General features: G+C 36.0%; 21 protein-coding genes and 1 pseudogene. 10 read left to right on the plus strand and 12 right to left on the minus strand.

All coding sequences use genetic code 11. The features are described 5' to 3' along the window. Window positions 1–26 precede the first annotated feature (26 nt). A complete protein-coding gene (locus AC3WVA_RS23330; protein WP_142320983.1) occupies window positions 27–569 on the minus strand; it encodes a CGNR zinc finger domain-containing protein in 543 nt (180 codons plus the stop codon). Window positions 570–681: 112 nt separating this feature from the next. Here AC3WVA_RS23330 and AC3WVA_RS23335 point away from each other — a divergent pair, with 112 nt between their 5' ends. The 3 genes from AC3WVA_RS23335 to AC3WVA_RS23345 all read left to right on the plus strand — a co-directional run bounded on the left by AC3WVA_RS23335 (window position 682) and on the right by AC3WVA_RS23345 (window position 2726). Beyond that, window positions 682–1881 (plus strand): MDR family MFS transporter, encoded by a 1200-nt coding sequence (locus AC3WVA_RS23335; protein WP_098345529.1) that lies wholly within the window; start codon window positions 682–684, stop codon window positions 1879–1881. 148 nt (window positions 1882–2029) lie between these two features. Then, window positions 2030–2410, plus strand: a complete 381-nt coding sequence (locus tag AC3WVA_RS23340; protein ID WP_141539687.1) for a hypothetical protein — start codon at window positions 2030–2032, stop codon at window positions 2408–2410. 76 nt (window positions 2411–2486) lie between these two features. Then, window positions 2487–2726, plus strand: a complete 240-nt coding sequence (locus tag AC3WVA_RS23345; RefSeq protein WP_048525150.1) for a DUF3923 family protein — start codon at window positions 2487–2489, stop codon at window positions 2724–2726. 118 nt (window positions 2727–2844) lie between these two features. Here the strand turns inward: AC3WVA_RS23345 and AC3WVA_RS23350 are convergent, their stop codons facing one another. The 4 genes from AC3WVA_RS23350 to AC3WVA_RS23365 all read right to left on the minus strand — a co-directional run bounded on the left by AC3WVA_RS23350 (window position 2845) and on the right by AC3WVA_RS23365 (window position 5888). Then, complete coding sequence (locus tag AC3WVA_RS23350; protein ID WP_000938433.1) at window positions 2845–3393, minus strand: DUF2179 domain-containing protein; 549 nt, start codon at window positions 3391–3393, stop codon at window positions 2845–2847. A 199-nt stretch (window positions 3394–3592) separates the two neighbouring features. After that, window positions 3593–4006 carry an ATP synthase subunit I gene (locus AC3WVA_RS23355; protein ID WP_098345528.1) on the minus strand — a complete coding sequence of 138 codons (414 nt, stop codon included), beginning with the start codon at window positions 4004–4006 and terminating at the stop codon, window positions 3593–3595. 52 nt (window positions 4007–4058) lie between these two features. Next, window positions 4059–5387, minus strand: a complete 1329-nt coding sequence (locus tag AC3WVA_RS23360; RefSeq protein WP_046198393.1) for a hemolysin family protein — start codon at window positions 5385–5387, stop codon at window positions 4059–4061. Window positions 5388–5507: 120 nt separating this feature from the next. Then, window positions 5508–5888 (minus strand): MerR family transcriptional regulator, encoded by a 381-nt coding sequence (locus AC3WVA_RS23365; protein WP_002044232.1) that lies wholly within the window; start codon window positions 5886–5888, stop codon window positions 5508–5510. A 286-nt stretch (window positions 5889–6174) separates the two neighbouring features. Here AC3WVA_RS23365 and AC3WVA_RS23370 point away from each other — a divergent pair, with 286 nt between their 5' ends. The 5 genes from AC3WVA_RS23370 to AC3WVA_RS23390 all read left to right on the plus strand — a co-directional run bounded on the left by AC3WVA_RS23370 (window position 6175) and on the right by AC3WVA_RS23390 (window position 11042). Next, complete coding sequence (locus tag AC3WVA_RS23370) at window positions 6175–6948, plus strand: glycosyltransferase family 2 protein (RefSeq protein ID WP_048525148.1); 774 nt, start codon at window positions 6175–6177, stop codon at window positions 6946–6948. 113 nt (window positions 6949–7061) lie between these two features. Next, window positions 7062–7829, plus strand: a complete 768-nt coding sequence (rfbF, locus tag AC3WVA_RS23375; RefSeq protein WP_088081913.1) for a glucose-1-phosphate cytidylyltransferase — start codon at window positions 7062–7064, stop codon at window positions 7827–7829. Window position 7830: 1 nt separating this feature from the next. Beyond that, window positions 7831–8886: a CDP-glucose 4,6-dehydratase gene (gene rfbG, locus AC3WVA_RS23380; RefSeq protein WP_098521461.1), complete on the plus strand. Its 1056-nt coding sequence runs from the start codon at window positions 7831–7833 to the stop codon at window positions 8884–8886. 12 nt (window positions 8887–8898) lie between these two features. Beyond that, on the plus strand, window positions 8899–10122 hold the full coding sequence (locus AC3WVA_RS23385; protein WP_492322200.1) for a methyltransferase domain-containing protein: 1224 nt from the start codon (window positions 8899–8901) through the stop codon (window positions 10120–10122). Beyond that, window positions 10119–11042, plus strand: coding sequence for an NAD-dependent epimerase/dehydratase family protein (locus AC3WVA_RS23390; RefSeq protein WP_141539686.1), 924 nt, complete (start codon window positions 10119–10121; stop codon window positions 11040–11042). The genes AC3WVA_RS23385 and AC3WVA_RS23390 overlap by 4 nt, the downstream gene beginning before the upstream one ends. On the opposite strand, the gene AC3WVA_RS23395 is transcribed toward AC3WVA_RS23390, so the two are convergent. Next, complete coding sequence (locus AC3WVA_RS23395) at window positions 11011–11796, minus strand: glycosyltransferase family 2 protein (RefSeq protein ID WP_052788997.1); 786 nt, start codon at window positions 11794–11796, stop codon at window positions 11011–11013. The two genes, AC3WVA_RS23390 and AC3WVA_RS23395, sit on opposite strands and share 32 nt — an antisense overlap. A 326-nt stretch (window positions 11797–12122) precedes the next feature. Here AC3WVA_RS23395 and AC3WVA_RS23400 point away from each other — a divergent pair, with 326 nt between their 5' ends. Continuing rightward, on the plus strand, window positions 12123–13007 hold the full coding sequence (locus AC3WVA_RS23400) for a DMT family transporter (protein WP_098881533.1): 885 nt from the start codon (window positions 12123–12125) through the stop codon (window positions 13005–13007). Between the two features lie 42 nt (window positions 13008–13049). On the opposite strand, the gene AC3WVA_RS23405 is transcribed toward AC3WVA_RS23400, so the two are convergent. Then, complete coding sequence (locus AC3WVA_RS23405) at window positions 13050–13871, minus strand: pentapeptide repeat-containing protein (RefSeq protein WP_098521458.1); 822 nt, start codon at window positions 13869–13871, stop codon at window positions 13050–13052. Between the two features lie 195 nt (window positions 13872–14066). Between AC3WVA_RS23405 and AC3WVA_RS23410 the strand changes: the two genes are divergently transcribed. Beyond that, entirely contained in the window at window positions 14067–14243 is a 177-nt protein-coding gene (locus tag AC3WVA_RS23410; protein WP_048525140.1) for a DUF1272 domain-containing protein, read from the plus strand. A gap of 148 nt (window positions 14244–14391) precedes the next feature. Here AC3WVA_RS23410 and AC3WVA_RS23415 read toward each other — a convergent pair whose 3' ends face one another. From AC3WVA_RS23415 to zwf, 5 genes and pseudogenes are all read right to left on the minus strand, one after another. Beyond that, window positions 14392–15459 carry a lactonase family protein gene (locus tag AC3WVA_RS23415; protein ID WP_195756793.1) on the minus strand — a complete coding sequence of 356 codons (1068 nt, stop codon included), beginning with the start codon at window positions 15457–15459 and terminating at the stop codon, window positions 14392–14394. A gap of 121 nt (window positions 15460–15580) precedes the next feature. Beyond that, window positions 15581–17121 (minus strand): annotated as a pseudogene (gene gntK, locus AC3WVA_RS23420) (gluconokinase). A 149-nt stretch (window positions 17122–17270) separates the two neighbouring features. Next, window positions 17271–17939 carry a fructose-6-phosphate aldolase gene (fsa, locus tag AC3WVA_RS23425; RefSeq protein WP_098881535.1) on the minus strand — a complete coding sequence of 223 codons (669 nt, stop codon included), beginning with the start codon at window positions 17937–17939 and terminating at the stop codon, window positions 17271–17273. A gap of 51 nt (window positions 17940–17990) precedes the next feature. After that, window positions 17991–18884, minus strand: a complete 894-nt coding sequence (gnd, locus tag AC3WVA_RS23430) for a phosphogluconate dehydrogenase (NAD(+)-dependent, decarboxylating) (protein WP_098881536.1) — start codon at window positions 18882–18884, stop codon at window positions 17991–17993. Window positions 18885–18980: 96 nt separating this feature from the next. Then, on the minus strand, window positions 18981–20465 hold the full coding sequence (gene zwf / locus AC3WVA_RS23435; protein ID WP_098345520.1) for a glucose-6-phosphate dehydrogenase: 1485 nt from the start codon (window positions 20463–20465) through the stop codon (window positions 18981–18983). Window positions 20466–20615 lie beyond the last annotated feature (150 nt).

A 20615-nucleotide genomic window follows, 5' to 3' on the forward strand; every position in this document is an offset into this window, starting at 1 on the left:
ATCCTATTTTCTTCCCCTAATTTAAATTACACATTATAACCTGATCTTCCTTTTCTCTTCGCCCGGTAATTTTTCACTTTCGCAATCGTACCGCACGCTCTTCCGCCTTCTTCTCCAGCGTACATACCGCACCATCTTTTACTTCCATTTCGCGAATGATCGTAAAATACCCAGCGACAATCCGGGCATGCTTTTAACCTCCCCCACAAATTTTCTTGAACTGCTATTAAAACAATGCTTAACACTTTTGTATATATATTTTCTTTGTACACAGGCTCATATGTAATACCTTTCATATCTTCCTTTACATGTACATGAAATGGATATTTCTCTAACCACTTTCGCAATGATCCTTCGCCCTCAATTGTCATCCGAATATCTTCTCGAAAACTTTTTAATTCCTCTATCGTATGAAATGGAAGCTCTTCATGAAAATATCCTTTCATAAAAAGCTTTATATCCTCTTCTGTTTGCAGCATATCAATTGGCTCTCTCGTATCGTTTGGTATTTTCCATGTATTTAAAAATTCTCGAATATATTCTAGTTCATTTGGTGCATTTTGATTCAATTTCATCCACCTTCTTCTTAAAATTTACTTTTTTCTGACTTTATGTATAATTATAATATAAAATAGTTAACCATCAAATTGTTTTACTGGTTACAATATTAGGAGGAGTTCTATGAAAAGTTTCTCAATACCGATACGTTTCATGCTTATTTCTTCATTTTTTATGTCTTTTGGGTATTTTGCGGTATATGCATTTTTAGCTATTTATCTATTAACCTTTCTTCATTTTTCTGCTGTCCAAGTAGGAACAGTGTTGACGGTTATGACAATCACATCACGAGTTGTCCCTCTATTCTCAGGATTAATCGCTGACAAAATAGGCTATATCATTATGATGATAGCCGGATTATCTTTAAGAGGAATTGGATTTATCGCTTTAGGAATATGCTCTGATTTCTATACCATTTCTATTTCTTCTGCACTTATCGGCTTCGGAACTGCATTTTATGAACCTGCTGCGCGCGCCATATTCGGCTCACAACCAGCTCATACAAGAAAAAATTTATTTACATATTTAAACCTTAGTTTTAATTGCGGCGCAATAATTGGACCAATTGCCGGAGGGTTCTTACTCTTACTCGATCCAATCTATGCTTTTTCTCTAACAGGATGTCTTATGCTGTTATTCGCTTTTATCTTTTACTTACTTAAAAATCACTTCCAAGTCACTACTGATAACACGTCTATCGCATTAGGTATACAGGCTATCTTACAAAACAAGTCTTTTCTTCTGTTTTCATGTATCATGATTTTCTTCTATATTATGTTTACTCAGCTTACTGTGGCACTTCCACTTCATATGAAAAACATTAGTAATAGCAATCAGTTTGCTACACTCGTTATTACGATAAATGCAATAACAGGCGTCATATTTATGGTGTTATTCCAAAAACTATTTCATAAATACAACACACTTTCAATTATTAAATACGGTGTTTTATTAATGAGTATTTCCTTTTTACTCATTCCTTTATTTCAACACCCGTATTGGCTATTTATTTGTGTAATTGTATTTACAATTGGTGAAACACTCGTTTTACCTAACGCTGATATCGCTATTGCAAATTACAGTAACGAATCCTATACAGCTACTTACTTCGGATTTTATCAACTATCACTCGCATTTGGTTTTACTATCGGTAATTATACCGGTACATCTTTTACATCCAACCTAAGCGGGATGTATACACCATGGCTTATTTTCGGTGGAATAGGACTTATTGGTTTTATTTCACTACATATTTTAAATATGAAAAAGGATTTCCTAAAGAAGATATATACCTACTGTAAAAATACTAATTTACGGCAATAAGTAAACTTTCAATCTCCCTTAAATTGGATATACAGCCTGTTTCACTTTACATATTATGGTACAATTAAAAAGAGTGCTAGCTAATTACATAAAACACTACAAGCCTAGCAATGCCAAAATCAAAAATCACTTGAAATCGGAGGATGTTATGAAACAGAAATTAGCTATACTTCTATTCACCCCAATCATATTTTCTGGATGTTCAACTATAGCAGAAAATTCTTTAGAAACCGGAAATGGCAGTATTGAATTATTAACACCGACGATTACAACAAAAGATAACGAATTAGAAATTAAGACTGAAGGTATTGATGAAAATAAAGTAACTTTTATTTATGTTGCCAATACAAAGGTATTTGAACAAAAAATAAAGAATGGTGAATCCTACAAGCTTGATATTACAGGTATCGAGGACGCTCATAGGACAGACTACAAACCACGAGTTCAACTTTTACAGAATGAAGATGATGATAAAGATGGAGAAATGGTAACGTTTAAACAAGTTAGATATACAGTTAAAAAGAATTAATTTAATAGATATTTCATTATAAATGTAACGAACGAAAATATACTTTTAACAGAGAAGAAATGTAAGGGGTGTTAACATGAAAAGACGATGGATTTCTTGGTGGATTGGTAACATATTTTGGATTATCATTTTTGGAATATGGGCCACTATTATTTGGTTACGCGACGTTGATGGCGCTGGTGTTATCCAAACACCCGAAATTAAATCCATATCACTTATCGTTTTATTAATCGCGTTTATCATACCTGTATTCTTTCAAGTTATATGGCTAATCATTAATTTGAGAATGAGTAGAAAAAATAATTATACGATTTAGTTTTTTAATGAACAGATGAATTTTTTTCATAAAAAAGAGAGGAATCTACATCAAATAGATTCCTCTTTTTTACATATGGGTTTATACTGCACTTTTAATGCAGCTCGACTCCCCTTTTTTACGATGCATGTTCATCTTTCTTCTTCATTAACGCTCTCTTCTTCATCGCCTTCGTTAAATATCCGCCTTTAAATGAACGAATTTCATAAGAAGACATAAACGCTTTCGGTGCAATTTCATTAATAATTTCTAACAGTTCTTTTTCTCTAGAACGCTTTGCAACGATATCTAAGCGATAACGGATTGAATTAATACCTTCACCTTCAAATACTGTAACGCCAAATCCAGAGTGACGTAATTCATCTACTAATTCATTACAACGGTCTAGTAAACTAACTTGATACGTAATATAACCAATTGCTAATTTATTCTCTATATAACCACCTAATAATAGTCCCGCACTAAAGCCAATGACATAGGCAACGATGTTCATCCAATTTGATAAATCTTGAAACACAATACCTAAACTGACAATGTAAATAGCTCCTTCTAACAATCCAACAGCAGCAGCGGATCTTGTTTGATTCTTTACAAGCAAAATCGTACGGATTGTTAAAATGGGAACGTAAATAATTTGAAGCACAAAAATAAGTAACGCTTGTAACATTGGTATCCACCTCTTTCAAAAAGTCTTTTGTCATGATAACATACATAACCTTTAGAAATCGATGGGTTTTTAAATTTTTTCATATTATTTTTCATACTATTGAAAAACACAAAAAAGAAGCGTATTATATTTGTCGTTAATTTGATTCCTTTTATATTATCGCTAAACTAAAAAAGGAACCCCCATTAGGCCCCTTTCATCATAGCTCTATGTTTTTCGAAGCATGTTCTCTTTGCTTCTCTTCTTCTTTCACTAACTGCATATTTGCATAGGCTAAATTCGCAATCATTAAAAAGTGACCACCTAAAATACCTGTACCAAATGCCCACATTTCCATTTCATGTTCAATTTCATACATGATGATAGCTCCTAAAATGGCAGCTGCAAATCGGTTTAAAACTCCTAATCCAGGAGCTTTTTCTTTCATTACGATACTTTTCCCTAGTTTCTCCACTCTGCGAGCTAATAACCAAAGACAATATGCACTTACAGCTAATCCGATACCAAATCCTGTTACTTGTTTTCCAAACGGAGTAATCGTCCACATAAGTAGTAAACCACTAAAGATCACATACAATTGTAATCGATATACACGTAAGGCTGTTTGAATCAAAATATCCGCTCCTAATTTTGCATTTTTTATACTTTAGAAGAAAAGCAGCAACTTACACAGTTGCTGCTTTCTCTTCTTCTTGTTCCTCTTCCATCTTACGGATTTCAACACGTTTAATTTGGTAAGCGTCTTTTTCTAACACTTTAAATTCATAACCTTCCGCCTCAACATGTTGTCCTTCTTCAATTTCATGATTTTGCATCATGATCCATCCACCGATTGTATCCACATCATCTTCTTCAATGTGTAATCCAAATAAATCTTTCACTTCTGAGATAAGCACTTTTCCATCAACAATGATATGTTGCTCGTTCACATGTTGAATTGGTGGTGCTTCATCTTCATCATATTCGTCACGAATTTCGCCGACGATTTCCTCCAAGATGTCCTCAAGCGTTACAATTCCAGCTGTTCCTCCGTACTCATCATATAAAACAGCCATCGGAATTCGCTTCTTCTGCATTTGAAGTAATAAATCGTGAATTGGAGTCGTTTCCATCACTTCAATAATCGGACGCATATACGAGCGAATTGATGATAAATCTTTTTGATCCTCGGTCATATATCGAATAAAGAAATCTTTTACATTGACCATACCGATAATATCATCTTTATCTTCTCCAAAAATCGGATAACGTGTGTATCTCTCATTTTGGATTACTTTCATGTGTTCTTCTACTGAATCTTCCAGGTAGAAACCAACGATTTCTGTTCGCGGTACCATAATCTCTTTTGCAATACGATTATCAAATTCAAAAATGTTATTTACATACTTGTATTCAGCCTGATTAATTTCGCCGCTTTCATAGCTATCTGAAAGGATAAGGCGTAATTCTTCTTCTGTATGAGCTACTTCATGTTCTGAAGCTGGTTTTAAACCGAATAAGCCAGTTACAACACGCGCTGAACCGTTCAATACCCAAATAAATGGATACATCACTTTATAGAACATCATTAATGGACCTGCCAATAATAACGTTACCCTTTCAGCCTTTTGAATTGCCATCGTCTTCGGAGCTAACTCCCCGACTACAACGTGTAAATACGTCATAATCATAAAAGCAAGACCAAATGTTAATACTGATGAAATAGAAGGATTTAAGTTCCATTTCTCAAATAAAGGATGTAATAACTTTTCGATTGTCGGTTCACCTAACCAACCTAATCCCATAGCTGTAACTGTAATACCTAATTGACAAGCAGATAAATATTCATCTAAATTTGTTGTTACTTTTTTCGCTGCTAAAGCACCGCGTTTCCCTTCCGCAACAAGCTGATCAATACGACTTGAACGTACTTTTACAATCGCAAACTCTGCTGCTACGAAAAATCCAGTAAATGCGATTAAAATCGCAACCATGACTAAATTAAATATTTCCAATGAATCCCCTTAGTTTAAAAAACTAAGGTGTCCACCTCCTGTATACTATAATGTTTTCTTATTTGTTTCTTAGAAAACATAGCCCGATACAAAAATTAAAGAGGTCGGATTTCACTTTTTCTATAATAATAGAGCAAGTGTCTGTATTAAAGCTGTCGTTTGACATGATAAAGATTTCGATATTTTTTCACGTTGTGAATCAGTCAATCCATCTAAAAGCGGCTTTAACTCCGTTAACTCTGCTTCTAATCGATGAATATGGTCTGTCACTTCATTCACTTGTTTCGAAACGTGTTCATTGATACCGAGCAGCTTCTTCTTCTCCTCGATTTTCTCTTTAATCTCACAAAGCGGCATATGCATTTCTTTGCACTTCTCAATAAATTGTAATGTCTCAAATGCTGTTTCGTCGTAATAGCGATAATTAGATTGAGATCGCTCCGCTTTTAAGATTCCTAGATTCGTATAATAATCAATCGTTCGTTTCGACACGTGAGCCATGAGAGCCAACTGTCCGATTCGATACACCTTCCCAACGATCTTCCCCCCTTGTTTATATTACTAACATCATACAATACATAAACTGTACAGTCAAACGTGATGGTTTATCGTTCATAATTTACACAAACCCCCAAGATTCACCCTATTATTCCATACAAGTAATCTACTCTTATACAATATAATTACTAAACTATTACTTAATCACTACATTGTCTGTACCTTTTAACCTTTCTTATTTAAAAACATATCCTACTAATAATGATTGCTTGTATAGGAGATGATTAACATGAGAAAGACACTCATTTCTCATTTTTATAATGAAGAATACCTACTTCCATGGTGGCTTATGCACCACACAAAAATATTCGATCACGGTATTTTAATTAATAGAGGTTCTACAGATCGTTCAGTTGAAATTTGCAAATTATTTGCTCCCCACTGGGAAGTACGAGATTCAAGATTCCTTGAATTCGATCCCACTAATACTGACATTGAAGTAATGGAAATTGAAAGAGAAGTTTCAGGTTGGAAAATGGTATTAAATACTACAGAATTTCTTTGTTGTAATAATGTAGAAGAATTTTTCTCATCACTTCATACGTTAGGCCAAAATATGTATGCGATTAGAATGATTGTCATGATTGATAAGCATGATTACAATTATTCAAAACTAAGATATTCCATTCCTTTAGTAGAACAACGATATCACGGGCTCTTTCCTTATAAACCAGAAATCGGCTGCGCCTGGAGATTTATACACAACCATCTTGATGGCGCATATTTACCAGGCAGACATTTTACGCGGCACCAACCTATCGTTTATAACTCCCCTTCATTCATTTTTAAATTTTATTTTAGCCCTTGGAACGAACATACAAAGGCAAGAAAATTACAAATTACACCCACCCTCTCAAAAAAGGGCGTTCGATTGGGACTTCAAAAACAATATGGTCGGTCCTCTGAAGAACTCGAAGCTCTATTTTTAATGTTAACTAATTCAACACAGGATCTACGTAATCACCCTGAGTATCAACAATTATTCCCTAAATTCAAACCTTAATATTTCTCATCCTATCATGCTCCACATATTTTTATGCACTTAGTCAAAACGAAAACCATTTGCATACAATATGAATACTGTATATATTATATTTTTTATTTTAGGAGGAAAAAATGAAAGCTGTTATTCTTGCTGGTGGATATGGGACAAGGATTGGGGAAGAAACACATTTAAAACCGAAACCTATGATTGAAATTGGAACAAAGCCTATTTTATGGCACATTATGAGTTTGTATAGCCATTACGGCATTACAGAGTTTATTATTTGCTTAGGGTATAAAGGATATGCAATTAAAGAGTTCTTTCTAAATTACAACCTACACATGTCAGATTTCACGATACATTTAAAGGACAATACAATTACTAGCCATTCTCATCGTGTAGAACCGTGGAAAGTTACACTAATCGATACTGGTGTAAATACCGAAACAGGAGGACGAGTGAAAAAGATTCAAAATTTTGTTGGAGACGAACCTTTCTGTCTCACTTATGGCGATGGATTAAGTAATGTAAATATAAAAGAACTCATTGCATTTCACAAAAAACATGGAAAAATGGCGACTGTTACAGCCGTACAACCTCCTGGTAGATTCGGTTCTCTCATATTAGATAAACAGTCTGTCACATCCTTTCAAGAGAAGCCACTCGGAGATGGTGGATGGGTTAACGGTGGATTTTTCGTTTTAAACCCTGATGTTTTCAATTACATTAGCGGAGATAAATCTGTTTTTGAAACAGACACTTTAGTTCAGTTAGTAAACAAAAATGAACTAGCCGCATATCAACATACTGGTTTTTGGCATCCGATGGATACATTGCGCGATAAAAATAAATTAGTCGAGCTTTGGGAAAGTAACAATGCTCCGTGGAAGGTTTGGTAATATGGCTTCATCATCTTTTTGGAATAAGAAAAAAGTATTTATTACAGGACATACTGGCTTTAAAGGCTCATGGCTCACCCTTTTTTTAACTTCTTTAGGCGCAGAAGTAATCGGCTATTCTTCTCAACCTCCATCTATCCCAAACCTTTTTGAACAAGGTAATGTAGCAAATGAGTGCACATCAATTCATGGCGACATTACAGATTACGATTCTTTATTCCATGCCCTAAAGCAACATACCCCTGATATACTATTTCATTTAGCAGCCCAGCCAATCGTCACCACTTCATATAAAAATCCTATCGAAACATTTAAAACGAATGTTTTAGGCACCGTTCACGTATTAGAGGCGGCAAAACATATAGACAGTATACGTGGCATCATTAATGTTACAAGTGATAAATGTTATGAAAATGACGGGAGCGGTAACCAAGCATTTGTGGAAAGTGACCGGCTAGGAGGTTTCGACCCTTATAGCGCTAGTAAGGCTTGCGCTGAACTAGTGGCAACATCCTATCAAAAATCATTCTTCCGCACTAATACACAGAAACTCGCCTCAGTAAGAGCAGGTAACGTCATCGGCGGTGGTGATTGGGCAGAAGACCGATTATTCCCAGATGTCATTCGTGCATATTTACAAGATGGTACATTAACTATTAGAAACAAAAACGCTATTCGCCCGTGGCAACACGTATTAGATCCTTTACATGGCTATATCCTTTTAGCTGAAAAACTTTGGACAGACGCTGCATATGCAGAAGCGTGGAATTTCGGTCCGCTGAACGAACCTAACCGAACAGTTCATGACGTCATTCAATCTATAATAAAATTATGGAATAAACCATTAACAACCCTTTCACCTCCTACAAACACTCCTTATGAATCACCTATTTTAACACTCGACAGTACAAAGGCAGTAAATAAACTCGGTTGGACACCTAAGTTATCAACAGATCATTCTATCACTTGGACTGTTGATTGGTACAAAAAATATGCATTCGGTGAAAATATAGAATCTTTCACGCGGCAACAAATCGATGCATTCAAAAATTTATAAGGGGGCTACAAAATGGACCAGAAAAAATGCCGTTTTTGCCACTCATTACTCACAAACACTTTTTTAGATTTAGGTGTTTCCCCTCTCGCAAACTCATTTGTCGCTCCAGAAAACTCATATAAAATGGAACCATTTTATCCGCTGCACACATTTGTTTGTCACTCTTGTTTACTTGTACAATTAGATGAATTTGAATCTCCGCACAATATTTTTCATGACTATTTATACTTTAGCTCTTACTCATCAAGCTGGCTACTGCATGCTAAAAAATATGTAGAAATGGCGATTAAGCGCTTCCACTTAAAGAAACATTCAAAGGTGGTTGAAATCGCAAGTAACGACGGGTACTTATTACAATACTTTCAAAAAGAACATATCGAAACGTTAGGAATTGAACCAGCAAAAAATGTAGCAGAAATCGCTATCCAAAAAGGGATTCCTACTGAAGTAAATTTTTTCAGCAATGACTTAGCAAAAAAATTACCGCAAGCAGATTTAATCATCGCAAATAACGTATTAGCACACGTTCCGAACTTACATGATTTTGTTGCCGGTTTAAAAACGTTATTAAAACAAGATGGCACAATAACAATTGAATTCCCGCACTTATTAAATCTCATATCCTTTAAACAGTTTGATACGATCTACCATGAGCACTTCTCCTATTTCTCACTTATAAGTCTTCAAAAAGTTTTAGCTCATCATCATTTACAAATTGTCGATGTAGAAGAGCTTGCAACCCACGGTGGTTCCTTACGTATTTTTGTAAAACATCATAGTGACACATCCACTATCCATCCTAGTGTTACAAAATTAATCGAAAAAGAAGTAGATCACGTGCTAAATACATTAGATTGCTATCTCCTTTTCTCTAAACGCATCGAGCAATTGAAAATAAATATTTTACAGTTTTTTATCGAAGCAAAAACTTTAAACAAACAAATTATCGGTTACGGTGCGCCAGCTAAAGGAAACACCCTTTTAAATTATTGCGGAATAGGAAAAGAATTTTTAGCTTATACAGTAGATAAAAACCCTCACAAACAAAATCTCTTATTGCCAGGAACACGCATTCCAATAAAATCTCCAGAAGAAATTAAGCGTACAAAACCTGATTACATTCTCATACTCCCTTGGAATTTGAAAGATGAAATTATGAAAGAATGCTCTTTCATTCGTGAATGGGGCGGCAAATTTTTAGTAACCATTCCAGAAGTTGAGGTAATTGAGCCATGAAAAAAATTCTTGTAACAGGCGGTAGTGGATGGATTGGTAAATATGTTGTAAATTCTCTTATACAAAAGGGCTATGAGGTGCACGCCACTTACAATACAAATAAGCCTTCTCACATCCCTTGCCACTGGCATAAAGTAAACTTACTTTGTGATGAAGAAGTAAAAAAACTCATTTACGACATGAAGCCTAGTCACCTCATTCATTTAGCTTGGGAAGCAGTGCCGCCAGCTTGTTATGTATCTATTAATAATTACTATTGGCTTACATCTAGCATCTCATTAATTCAACACTTCACAACATGCGGCGGAAAACGAGTCATCGTTGCCGGTACTGGCGCAGAATATGAATGGTTTAACGGCGTACTATTTGAAGATTCACCGCTTCTTTCTTATAAAACACCGTATTCATTATGTAAAAACGCACTACACTCTTGGCTACAATCATACGCTGAGCAAACAGGCCTCAGCATGTGTTGGGGCCGCATTTTTCATATGTATGGCCCTCACGAACAAGGGAATCGGCTCGTTTCTAACATTATCACTTCCTTATTAAAAAATGAGGAAGCACTATGTACACATGGAAAACAATCAAGAGATTTCCTCCATGTGGGCGACGTCGCTGATGCTCTCGTAACAATATTAGAACACGGCGTTACTGGCACAATCAATATCGCTTCTGGTCAATCTGTACAAATTAAAGAATTGGCGTCTATCATTGCTAAAAAGATAGGAAAAGAACATTTAATTAAATTAGGTGCGATTCCTTTCTCTAAAGATGAACCTTTATTCGTCGGCGTTCATGTAGAGCGTTTAAAAAATGAAGTAAACTGGAAACCAACATATGATTTAAATACAGGAATTGAAGAAACAATTTCATGGTGGGAATCATTTATAAAAAAACATAACGATATGCATCACTAAAACGTAAATCCTTTGTCCCTCTTGCTAAATCTTTATACCATTCCTCTAATTTTTCTGGCGTGATAATATGGTGCGTACCCATTCCCCCATGCTTACTAGCTTCAGAAAGAGTCGGACCAATTTGTAATTTCCTCTTTCTCATCGCATCGTTCCAAGGGCTGAAACCAAACCATGCAATACACGCAAGTGGCGGATAAATCATAGATTCATGTGCAGATAAATGTCTTCCAACCGTATAACTTCCATGTTCATGATTATGAATAAATCTACCTCTTCTCCATAACGGCCAATCTTCTGGTAAATAACCGTGAAATCGTTGTTTCATTAACGGTATTCCAAAGTTAAGGTCCGGATAATTGTAGTTAGGATCATCAACCATAATAAGCCCTTCCAGCCAATACATCCTCCCTCCCAATTCATTGAGTGATTTCCAAAACTGATTTTTATCTTGCACACAAAGAAACTCGGTCGTATTTAAAATCATTTTCCATCCTTGTACTTCTTGTTCTACCCTCATTACTTCATGATCTGTCGCATATGCATCAAACTCTGGATTTACAGAATCTCGCACTTCCCAATGCGGTGCGAATTTTTTACAAATCTCAACCGAACGATCTGTTGAACCTTTATTAATTAAAATGCCATGATCAAACAATTTCGTATGATGAGCAAGCCACCACGGTAATAAATACTCTTCGTTATAAAAATGAGAAATAACGGTTGTAGTTATAACAATCTCCTCCTCTTTCTCTATTAATCTACTTTTTCATCCTACTCTTACTATACTTATCAGTTATGTCATTGGTTTCTTTTATTTTAAAAATATGTTTTTCTACCATATACTATGCTTTCTTAGACAAACACCATTTTCTAAAGAAACATCCCAATAAACTGAAAATTAAGTTATAATATCTTTATAAAATATGAAGGAGGAATGCACTCATGTACTACAACACTTCATTCGAAAACGATCAACCTGTAGGCCGTCTATAAACTAAGGCGGGCATTCATATAACACATAACACTATGCCTCGTCTTAGGGAACTCATAAAACCCTAAAAATAGACGGAGGTACTTTACATGAAACAAACAATTTTAGGAGCTATATGTTTATCACTAGCAGCAAGTATATGGGGCGGTATGTATGTTGTTAGCAAATATGTACTCGACTTTATCCCACCACTGATACTCGTTTGGCTACGCTTTATCATTGCTTTCGTTGTTTTATATTTCATTTTGAAAACAGCTGAGAAAAAGCAAAAGAAAAAAGTAACCATTCGTAAAAAAGATTGGCTATTATTCGCCTGGATTGGATTTATCGGCTATTTTATTTCGATTACTTGTCAATTTATCGGAACAAAATTATCCGACGCTCATACTGGCTCTTTAGTCACATCAGCTACACCTGCATTTATGGTTATATTTGCAGCGATCATTTTAAAAGAAAAGCTAACCGCTCGTAGACTTCTATCTACTATCATAGCGACAATCGGTGTCATTATCGTCATTGGATGGGATATTGAAATTGGCTCCTATTTTATCGGTACAATCATATTAGTCGGGGCCGCAATTACATGGGCTTTACTATCCATTTATGTGAAGATTGCTTCAGTTCGATTTTCATCTTTAATGATTACAACGTACGCCATATTCTTTTCACTCTTTTTCATTACACCTTTTATGATATGGGAACTACAATCAACCTCTATCGAAGCAGTAAATACGTACGTAATGTTAGGCGTATTATACCTAGGAATCGTCTCAACAGCAGGTGCCTTTTTCCTTTGGAATAAAGGATTAGAATTAATAGATGCTAGCATCGGATCGTTATTTTTCTTCTTCCAACCTATCGTCGGATCGTTGCTTGGTTGGCTGCTCTTAAATGAGACATTAAATAGTAACTTTTTTATTGGTGGTATTCTTATTGTATGTAGTGTTTTTATTACTACTTTTGAAAAGAAATGAAAAACAGGCAGAGATTCTTAGTCTCTGCCTGTTCCACATTCTTTACGCACTCCAATGCGATGGACGGGACAACATTTTCGGCAATTTCGTATGTTTGTCCCCTTTTGCTGCATTAATTTGAACTTGCGTCAGAAAAATACTATTTGTAAAATCAGCCCCGCGAATATCTGCATCTCGCAAATCTGCTCCGATAAGATCTGCTCCTCTTAAATTTGCTCCATTTAAGTTAGCCGCAATTAAGTAAGCCCCTCTTAAATTCGCTCCTTGCAAATCTTTCTTTTTCAAATTTGCTCCCATAAGGTCTGCCCCGCGGTGACTCACTCGTTTCTTGCGCGCGACATTCATTTCCTTCCAAACTAGCTCACTCGTTTCTAAAAGTAACACATTTACTTCTGCACGGTGTAATGGAATATTTACTTTCATTAACTCGTCCGCATTTAAATTTGAAAGGCACTCCGTCTCTTCAATCGCTTTACTTAGTTCTTTATGAATTGGTTGCGTCGCCTGTAAAAGAATCGCCTCATTCAAATACCAAAGCATTTCATGCAGCTGATGCATAACTGGAAAAGCATCGTACATTTTTTTCGCATGCTTAGCATCTTCCCGCCAATCAATCCCGTTAAATGTAACTTGCGAAATCTTCTGCCCAGCACCAAAGCACTCAAATACTGTACAACCTTTATAACCTTCTCCTCTAAGATTTTTATGTATGCTACATTTAAAATCTGATTGTAAGTTAGTACATGGCTTCCCGCCATCTTTATTCACCGCAAAATCTACCGATGCTGCGAACGGTAATGCTACGCAACATAAACCGAAGCATTTTTCGCAGTTTGCTTTTAAATGATCGTTATGATTAGTCAAAATGTATACCCCCTGTTGTCTTTTGACTATTTCATAATATTCCAACCTTATTAAATAATCAATTAAAAAATAAATGAGCTTCTTTCATTTCAAATCATAACTTTATCATTCGATTTCCTTTCAATTGAAAAAGACAGTTTCTTCCTAATCAATTATAATTAAATTATAAATTTTCAAACTAAAAGGAGACTTACTATGGCACTCGAAATGAAAACAAACTGTCAAATTTGCGATCAATCTCTCGAACCAAACTCTGAAGCTTACATTTGCGTGTATGAATGTACATTTTGTGCACCATGTACAGAAGAAAGACAAAACGTTTGCCCAAACTGCGGTGGCGAATTAGTACGTAGACCTAAGAAAAAACAGTAAAAAGCAAAGCGATATCGCTTTGCTTTTCTCTGTTTTTGAGGATTTGAAATTGTATCAACGATTTTTCAAATATATCGACGTTTCGACAAGGAATATCGACTTACCGACAAATACCGACACCGCTATATGCATTGAACCTCAACTCAAATTAAACATTCAAAAACTTCACACAAACAGGCTCTGGTACAACAACATCAGATTGTAACAATGTTAACTCCCCTGTCGTTTCATTTCTTGAAAATAGTACAAGGTTATGTGACTTTTCATTTGTAGCAATAAGAAACTTTTCAGTCGGATCTAATACGAAATCCCTCGGCCAATTTCCTTCTGTAGATGTATGTGCAACAAATGTAAGCTCACCTGAATTTTGATCCACACTGAATACAGCGATACTATTATGACCGCGATTACCTGCATATACAAAGTGGCCGTCAGAAGAAATATGAATCGCACTTCCTTGACTATTGTCATCAAATTCTTTCGGAACGGTAGAAATATACTGCAACTCTGTAAAGGACCCTTCTTCCGGATTATATGATAATGCAATAACTTCCGAGCTAAGTTCAGTCATCACATAAGCATGCTTTCCGTTTGGGTGAAAAGCAATATGTCTCGGACCACTTCCTGGTTTTACAGACAAGCTATTTACTTCTTTTAACTTACTATCTTTTATTTCATACGTAAGTATTTTATCAATCCCTAAATCAACACCTACCACATATTTTTCATCAGGAGTATATCCCGCGTAATGTGCATGTGGTTTCTCTTGTCTTTCTTTGTTCGGACCTGAACCTTCGTGCGTAATAATAGATGTGGCAGGATTTACAGTTCCATCTTCTTCATTAACTACAAAAGACTCAATCGTTCCTTTATGGTAATTCGCTGTAACTACCGTACGATTTCCACTATCAACACTAATATGACAAGGAGAAGCCCCTTCTACTACTTGTCTGTTTTGTTCCGTTAGCTCTCCAGTATGACTATGAATCGAATAAGCAGCTACACCACCAGATTCGCCTTCCTTAACAACAGAATAGAGATATTCATTATTTTTGCTAATCGTTACATATGTAGGGTTATCCAGCTTAGCCGCAAGTGTTACATTACTAATTTTCTTTGCTTCCGTATCTAAAGTAAACTTATATATTCCTTCACTATTTTCTTTCGTGTACGTTCCAACATATCCAATAAACTCTTTGTTTTCCTTCATTTTCATAACCCTCTCTCCCTATATTTTTCGTTCACCATATTACTTAAAATATTTTATGTTGAAAGAGTATCCTAAAAAAATCGGAGTACCTCTTTATACGTTACCATATTTTCCTACTAAATTACCTTTAAACCCACTTTTTTTGATACGCTGCAATACTTTCATATTCTTCTTCCAATTGACGGGATAGACGAATATAGATCGGTGTCAAATCTTTATATTTTTCCACACTTTCCATATTTGGCTCATGATAAAAGTTGGCACCTACCATTTCAGATACTACGCATAATGTATCTATTTCACCTAGACTATATAAACCGAGGATAGCTGCTCCTAGACAAGAGCTTTCGAAACTTTCGGGAACGTATACGTCTTGAGGAAAAATATCCGCCATCATCTGTCTCCAAAGTTCCGACCTTGCAAAGCCACCTGTTGCTTGAATTTTTTCGTTTCACCAATTAGCTCTTTTAAAGCAAGGAGAACGGTATACAAGTTATAAATAATTCCTTCCAAAACCGCACGGATAAGATGCTCTTTCTTATGATGTAGACCAAGTCCGAAGAAAGATCCCCGTGCATTCGCATTCCATATAGGAGCTCTTTCTCCTGCTAAATACGGATGAAACAATAAACCGTCAGATCCAGGACTCACTTTTGCTGCTATTTCCGTAAGCAATTCATAAGGATCTTGTCCTAAGCGCTTCCCTTGCTCAACTTCTAACGCACATAACTGGTCACGAACCCACCTAAAAATCATACCGCCATTATTCACCGGTCCACCAATTACCCAAAGGTCCTCAGTTAACGCGTAACAAAAAGTCCTACCCTTCGGATCCGTTACAGGCTGATTTGTGACAACTCGCACCGCACCGCTCGTACCAATTGTAATAGCAACTACTCCAGGTTCTATTGCATTTACGCCTAAATTCGATAGAACTCCATCACTCGCACCGACTATAAAAGGAGTCGTAACAAGTACATTCATCTCTCTTGCAAGTTCTTCATGTATCCCTATTAAACTGTGCGTCGTGGGAACAACTGTAGATAGCTTTTCATCTGTAATTCCTGCAACATGCAAAGCTTCTTCATCCCATTTTAAAGATTTCAAATTGAACATTCCTGTCGCTGATGCAATAGAATAATCAATTACATATTCTTTAAATAACTTATAGAAAACATACTCTTTAATTGAGATGAATTTATAGCTTTTCGCAAATAACTCAGCATGCTCATTTTTAAGCCAAACTAATTTCGAAAGTGGTGACATAGGATGGATTGGTGTACCAGTACGAAGGTAAATTTCATGACCATTCATATCATTCTTTATTTTCTCTGCCCAGCTCGCACTTCTATTATCTGCCCAAGTAATACATCTCGTTAATGGATTCCCTGCTTCGTCTACAGCAATGACACTATGCATTGCCGAACTAAAAGAAACACAAAGAATATCAGCTGGCTGCACATTACTTGTTTGTATAGTTTCTTTAATCGTATGTATGACCGCTTGAAAAATCTCTTCTGGATCTTGTTCTGCTGTTTCTGGCGTAGGAGAATACAAAGGATATTCAATCCCATGACTTGCAATAACAGATCCATCAATCGAAAACAAAACTGCTTTTGTACTAGTTGTCCCACTATCTACACCAATCATATATTTTGAGTTCACCATGTAACCCCTTTCAAAACATTCCTATACATAAAAGATTTATACAAAAAAGACGCTTCCTTATGAGAGCTACGTTTTCATAAACTTCACTCTCATAAGGAGGTCCTTTTTCTAACTATAGTGCTATTTTGAAAATTGAAGGCCTCACTTCATTATAACTTAGGCGCTTTCGCCCAGTCCGCAGCAAACTTTTCAATACCTTCATCAGTTAATGGGTGCATAGCAAGTTGTTCAATGACTTTATAAGGAATTGTTGCAATGTGAGCACCTGCCATCGCTACGCGAGTTACATGGTCTGGATGTCTCACTGAAGCTGCAATAATTTGTGTATCTAATAGATGAACATCGAATAATTCAGCAATTTTAGCAACTAATAGTACGCCATCTTCAGAAATATCATCTAAACGACCTAAAAATGGAGAAACGTACGTGGCACCTGCTCGAGCAGCTAAAAGAGCTTGGTTCACAGTGAAAATTAGTGTAACGTTCGTTTTCACACCTTTTTCAGTAAGGTAGCGACAAGCTTCTAATCCTGCTAATGTCATCGGAAGTTTTATTGTAACTTTTTCATCGCCACCGTTAATTTTAATTAGTTCTTCTGCTTGAGCGATCATCTCTTCGGCTGTAATAGCATCTGGCGTTACTTCTGCCGAAACAGATTCAACTTTAGGCACTGCCTGACAAATTTCTGCAATACGGTCTTCAAACTTAATGCCTTCTTTCGCTACTAAAGACGGATTCGTTGTGACGCCAGCTAAAACTCCTAGTTTATATGCTTTTTTTATGTCCTCAAGATTTGCAGTATCAATAAAAAACTTCATAATTCATTCCCTCCATTTTTTAAACGTTATCGAGTTATAATATTAAAATGCTTATTTCTTCTCTACAGCATGTCCACCAAATTCATTGCGCAGTGCTGCTACTACTTTTCCTGTAAACGTATCATTGTCTAATGAACGGTAGCGCATTAATAGAGACATTGCGATAACAGGAGTTGCTGTTTGTAGGTCTAATGCTGTTTCTACTGTCCATTTCCCTTCACCAGAAGAATGCATAACGCCCTTAATCTCATCCAGTTTCGCATCTTTAGAAAATGCATTTTCTGTTAATTCCATTAACCATGAACGGATTACTGAACCGTTGTTCCATACTCTTGATACTTTTTCATAATCGTAGTCAAATTCACTCTTCTCTAAAACCTCAAATCCTTCACCGATAGCAGCCATCATTCCGTATTCAATTCCGTTGTGAATCATTTTTAAAAAGTGACCACTACCAGCTTTTCCAGCATATAAGTATCCATTTTCTACAGCTGTATCTCGGAAGATAGGCTCAACGATCTCCCAAGCTTCTTGATCCCCTCCGATCATGTAACAAGCTCCATTACGAGCGCCTTCCGTTCCACCAGAAGTTCCTGCATCCATAAAGTGAATGCCGTCTTTCTTTAGTTGCTCGTATCGGCGAATAGATTCTTTATAATGTGAATTCCCAGCTTCAATTAAAATATCTCCTTTTGAAAGCAATGGTGTAACTTCATCAATAACAGAATCAACGACAGCGTGCGGAACCATTACCCAAAGAATTCTTGGTGATTGTAATGATTGAACAAGTTCGCTTAAACTAGATACACCTGTAGCCCCGTAATCTTTCATTTCTTCCACTGCACTCGTATTTAAATCAAATGCAGCTACTTCATGTTTATGATCCATTAAATTCTTCCCTAAATTTAATCCCATTTTACCTAAACCAATTAATCCAACTCTCATAATATAATTCCTCCTTGAATTACCTTTCATCATAAATACATGTTAATAAAATGATGAATATCTTTTTGTCATATTGCTTTACTTATAAGAATGTACTTACTTTTTCCATTCCTCATCTAACCACCATTTAAATTCACTTTCTTGTAATAGAGCATGAGCAGCATCTGGACCATACGAGCCAGACTCATATTCATGAAGAGGTAACAAGTTCTCTTCGAACGCTTCAAGAATTGGCTGCACCCATTCCCATGACAATTCAACTTCTCTCCAGTGTGCAAAGAATGTAGAATCTCCACATACAGCGTCATAGATAAGTCTTTCGTAAGCTTCCGGTACTCCCAATCCTGTTTGCTCACAAGTAAAATGAATACGGATCGGTTCAAGCTCTCCATTGTTCAATGGATTTTTACTATTTAATTGGAGTGAAACATTTTCATTTGGGCTAATTTCAATGATTAACAAATTAGGCGCTGCATTTGGATTACTATCTTGATACTGCTGTTTTAATGTGTTTTTAAACTCAATTACAATACGAGTAGACTTTTCTTTCATTCTTTTTCCTGTTCGTATGTAAAAAGGAACATCAGTCCAAAATGGGTTATCAATCCATAAGCGAGCCGCAACAAATGTATCTGTTTGAGAAGAAGGATTTACTCCCGGCTCCTCTCTATACGCTACAACTGGTTGTCCTTTTATCTCCCCTGAAGCATATTGTCCGCGGATGATATGCTTCTGAACGTCTTCTTTTTTCACTTTACGAAGAGTCTCCATGACCTTTCGTTTTTCCTCACGAATTTCACATGCATTAATCTTTTCCGGCAGATTCATAGCAGTCATCATTAATATTTGCAGCATATGATTTTGAACCATATCGCGAATGGCTCCTGCATGATCATAATATCCTGCCCTTTCTTCTACACCAACAGTTTCACTAGCTGTGATTTGTACATTCGCAATATGTTCTTTATTCCAAATCGATTGGAGAACAGGGTTTGCAAATTCAAGTGCTTCAATATTTTGAACCATCGGCTTACCTAAATAATGATCAATACGGTATATTTCGTCTTCTTCAAACGTTCGGCTAAGCTTATCATTCAGCTCTCGGGCAGATGTAAGATCATGACCAAACGGTTTCTCAATCATTAGGCGCTTCCATCCATCCGTTTTATCAAGTTCACTTTCCTTAATATTTAAAGCAATGGTCTCAAAGAAATCAGGAGTAACTGAAAGGTAGAACATTCTATTCCCTTGTATATTTTGTTCTTCTTCCCTTTCACGAACTACTTGTAATAACCTTTTATAATCTTCTGGCTTATTCACATCCAACGGACAATAACGAAAATACTCTAAAAAACCTTCTATTTTCGGAGTCCCTTCATCTTTGCGACGAGAAAAAGTTTCTATAGATTCTTTTACTCTTTTTTGAAAATCTAAATGAGATACTTCACGTCTTCCAAGCCCAATAACAGATATTTGCTTCGGAAGCTTTTGATCTCTATATAAGTTATATAGCGCGGGGTAAATTTTTCTTTTAGCTAAATCCCCTGTTGCTCCAAATAAAACAAAGGTCATTGATTCCAATTTCAGTCCCCCTCGTGATGTATAGTCATTTTCACTATAGTAAAAATGCATTGTACAGAAGCTACTATTGTTGTGTATCCAATCTTACTTCTTAATTGCTAATTCTTTATATTTGTCGCTTTCTAATTGTCCCCAATATTAATAGTGGCA

Source organism: Bacillus sp. EB106-04-02-XG92, from assembly GCF_058791995.1.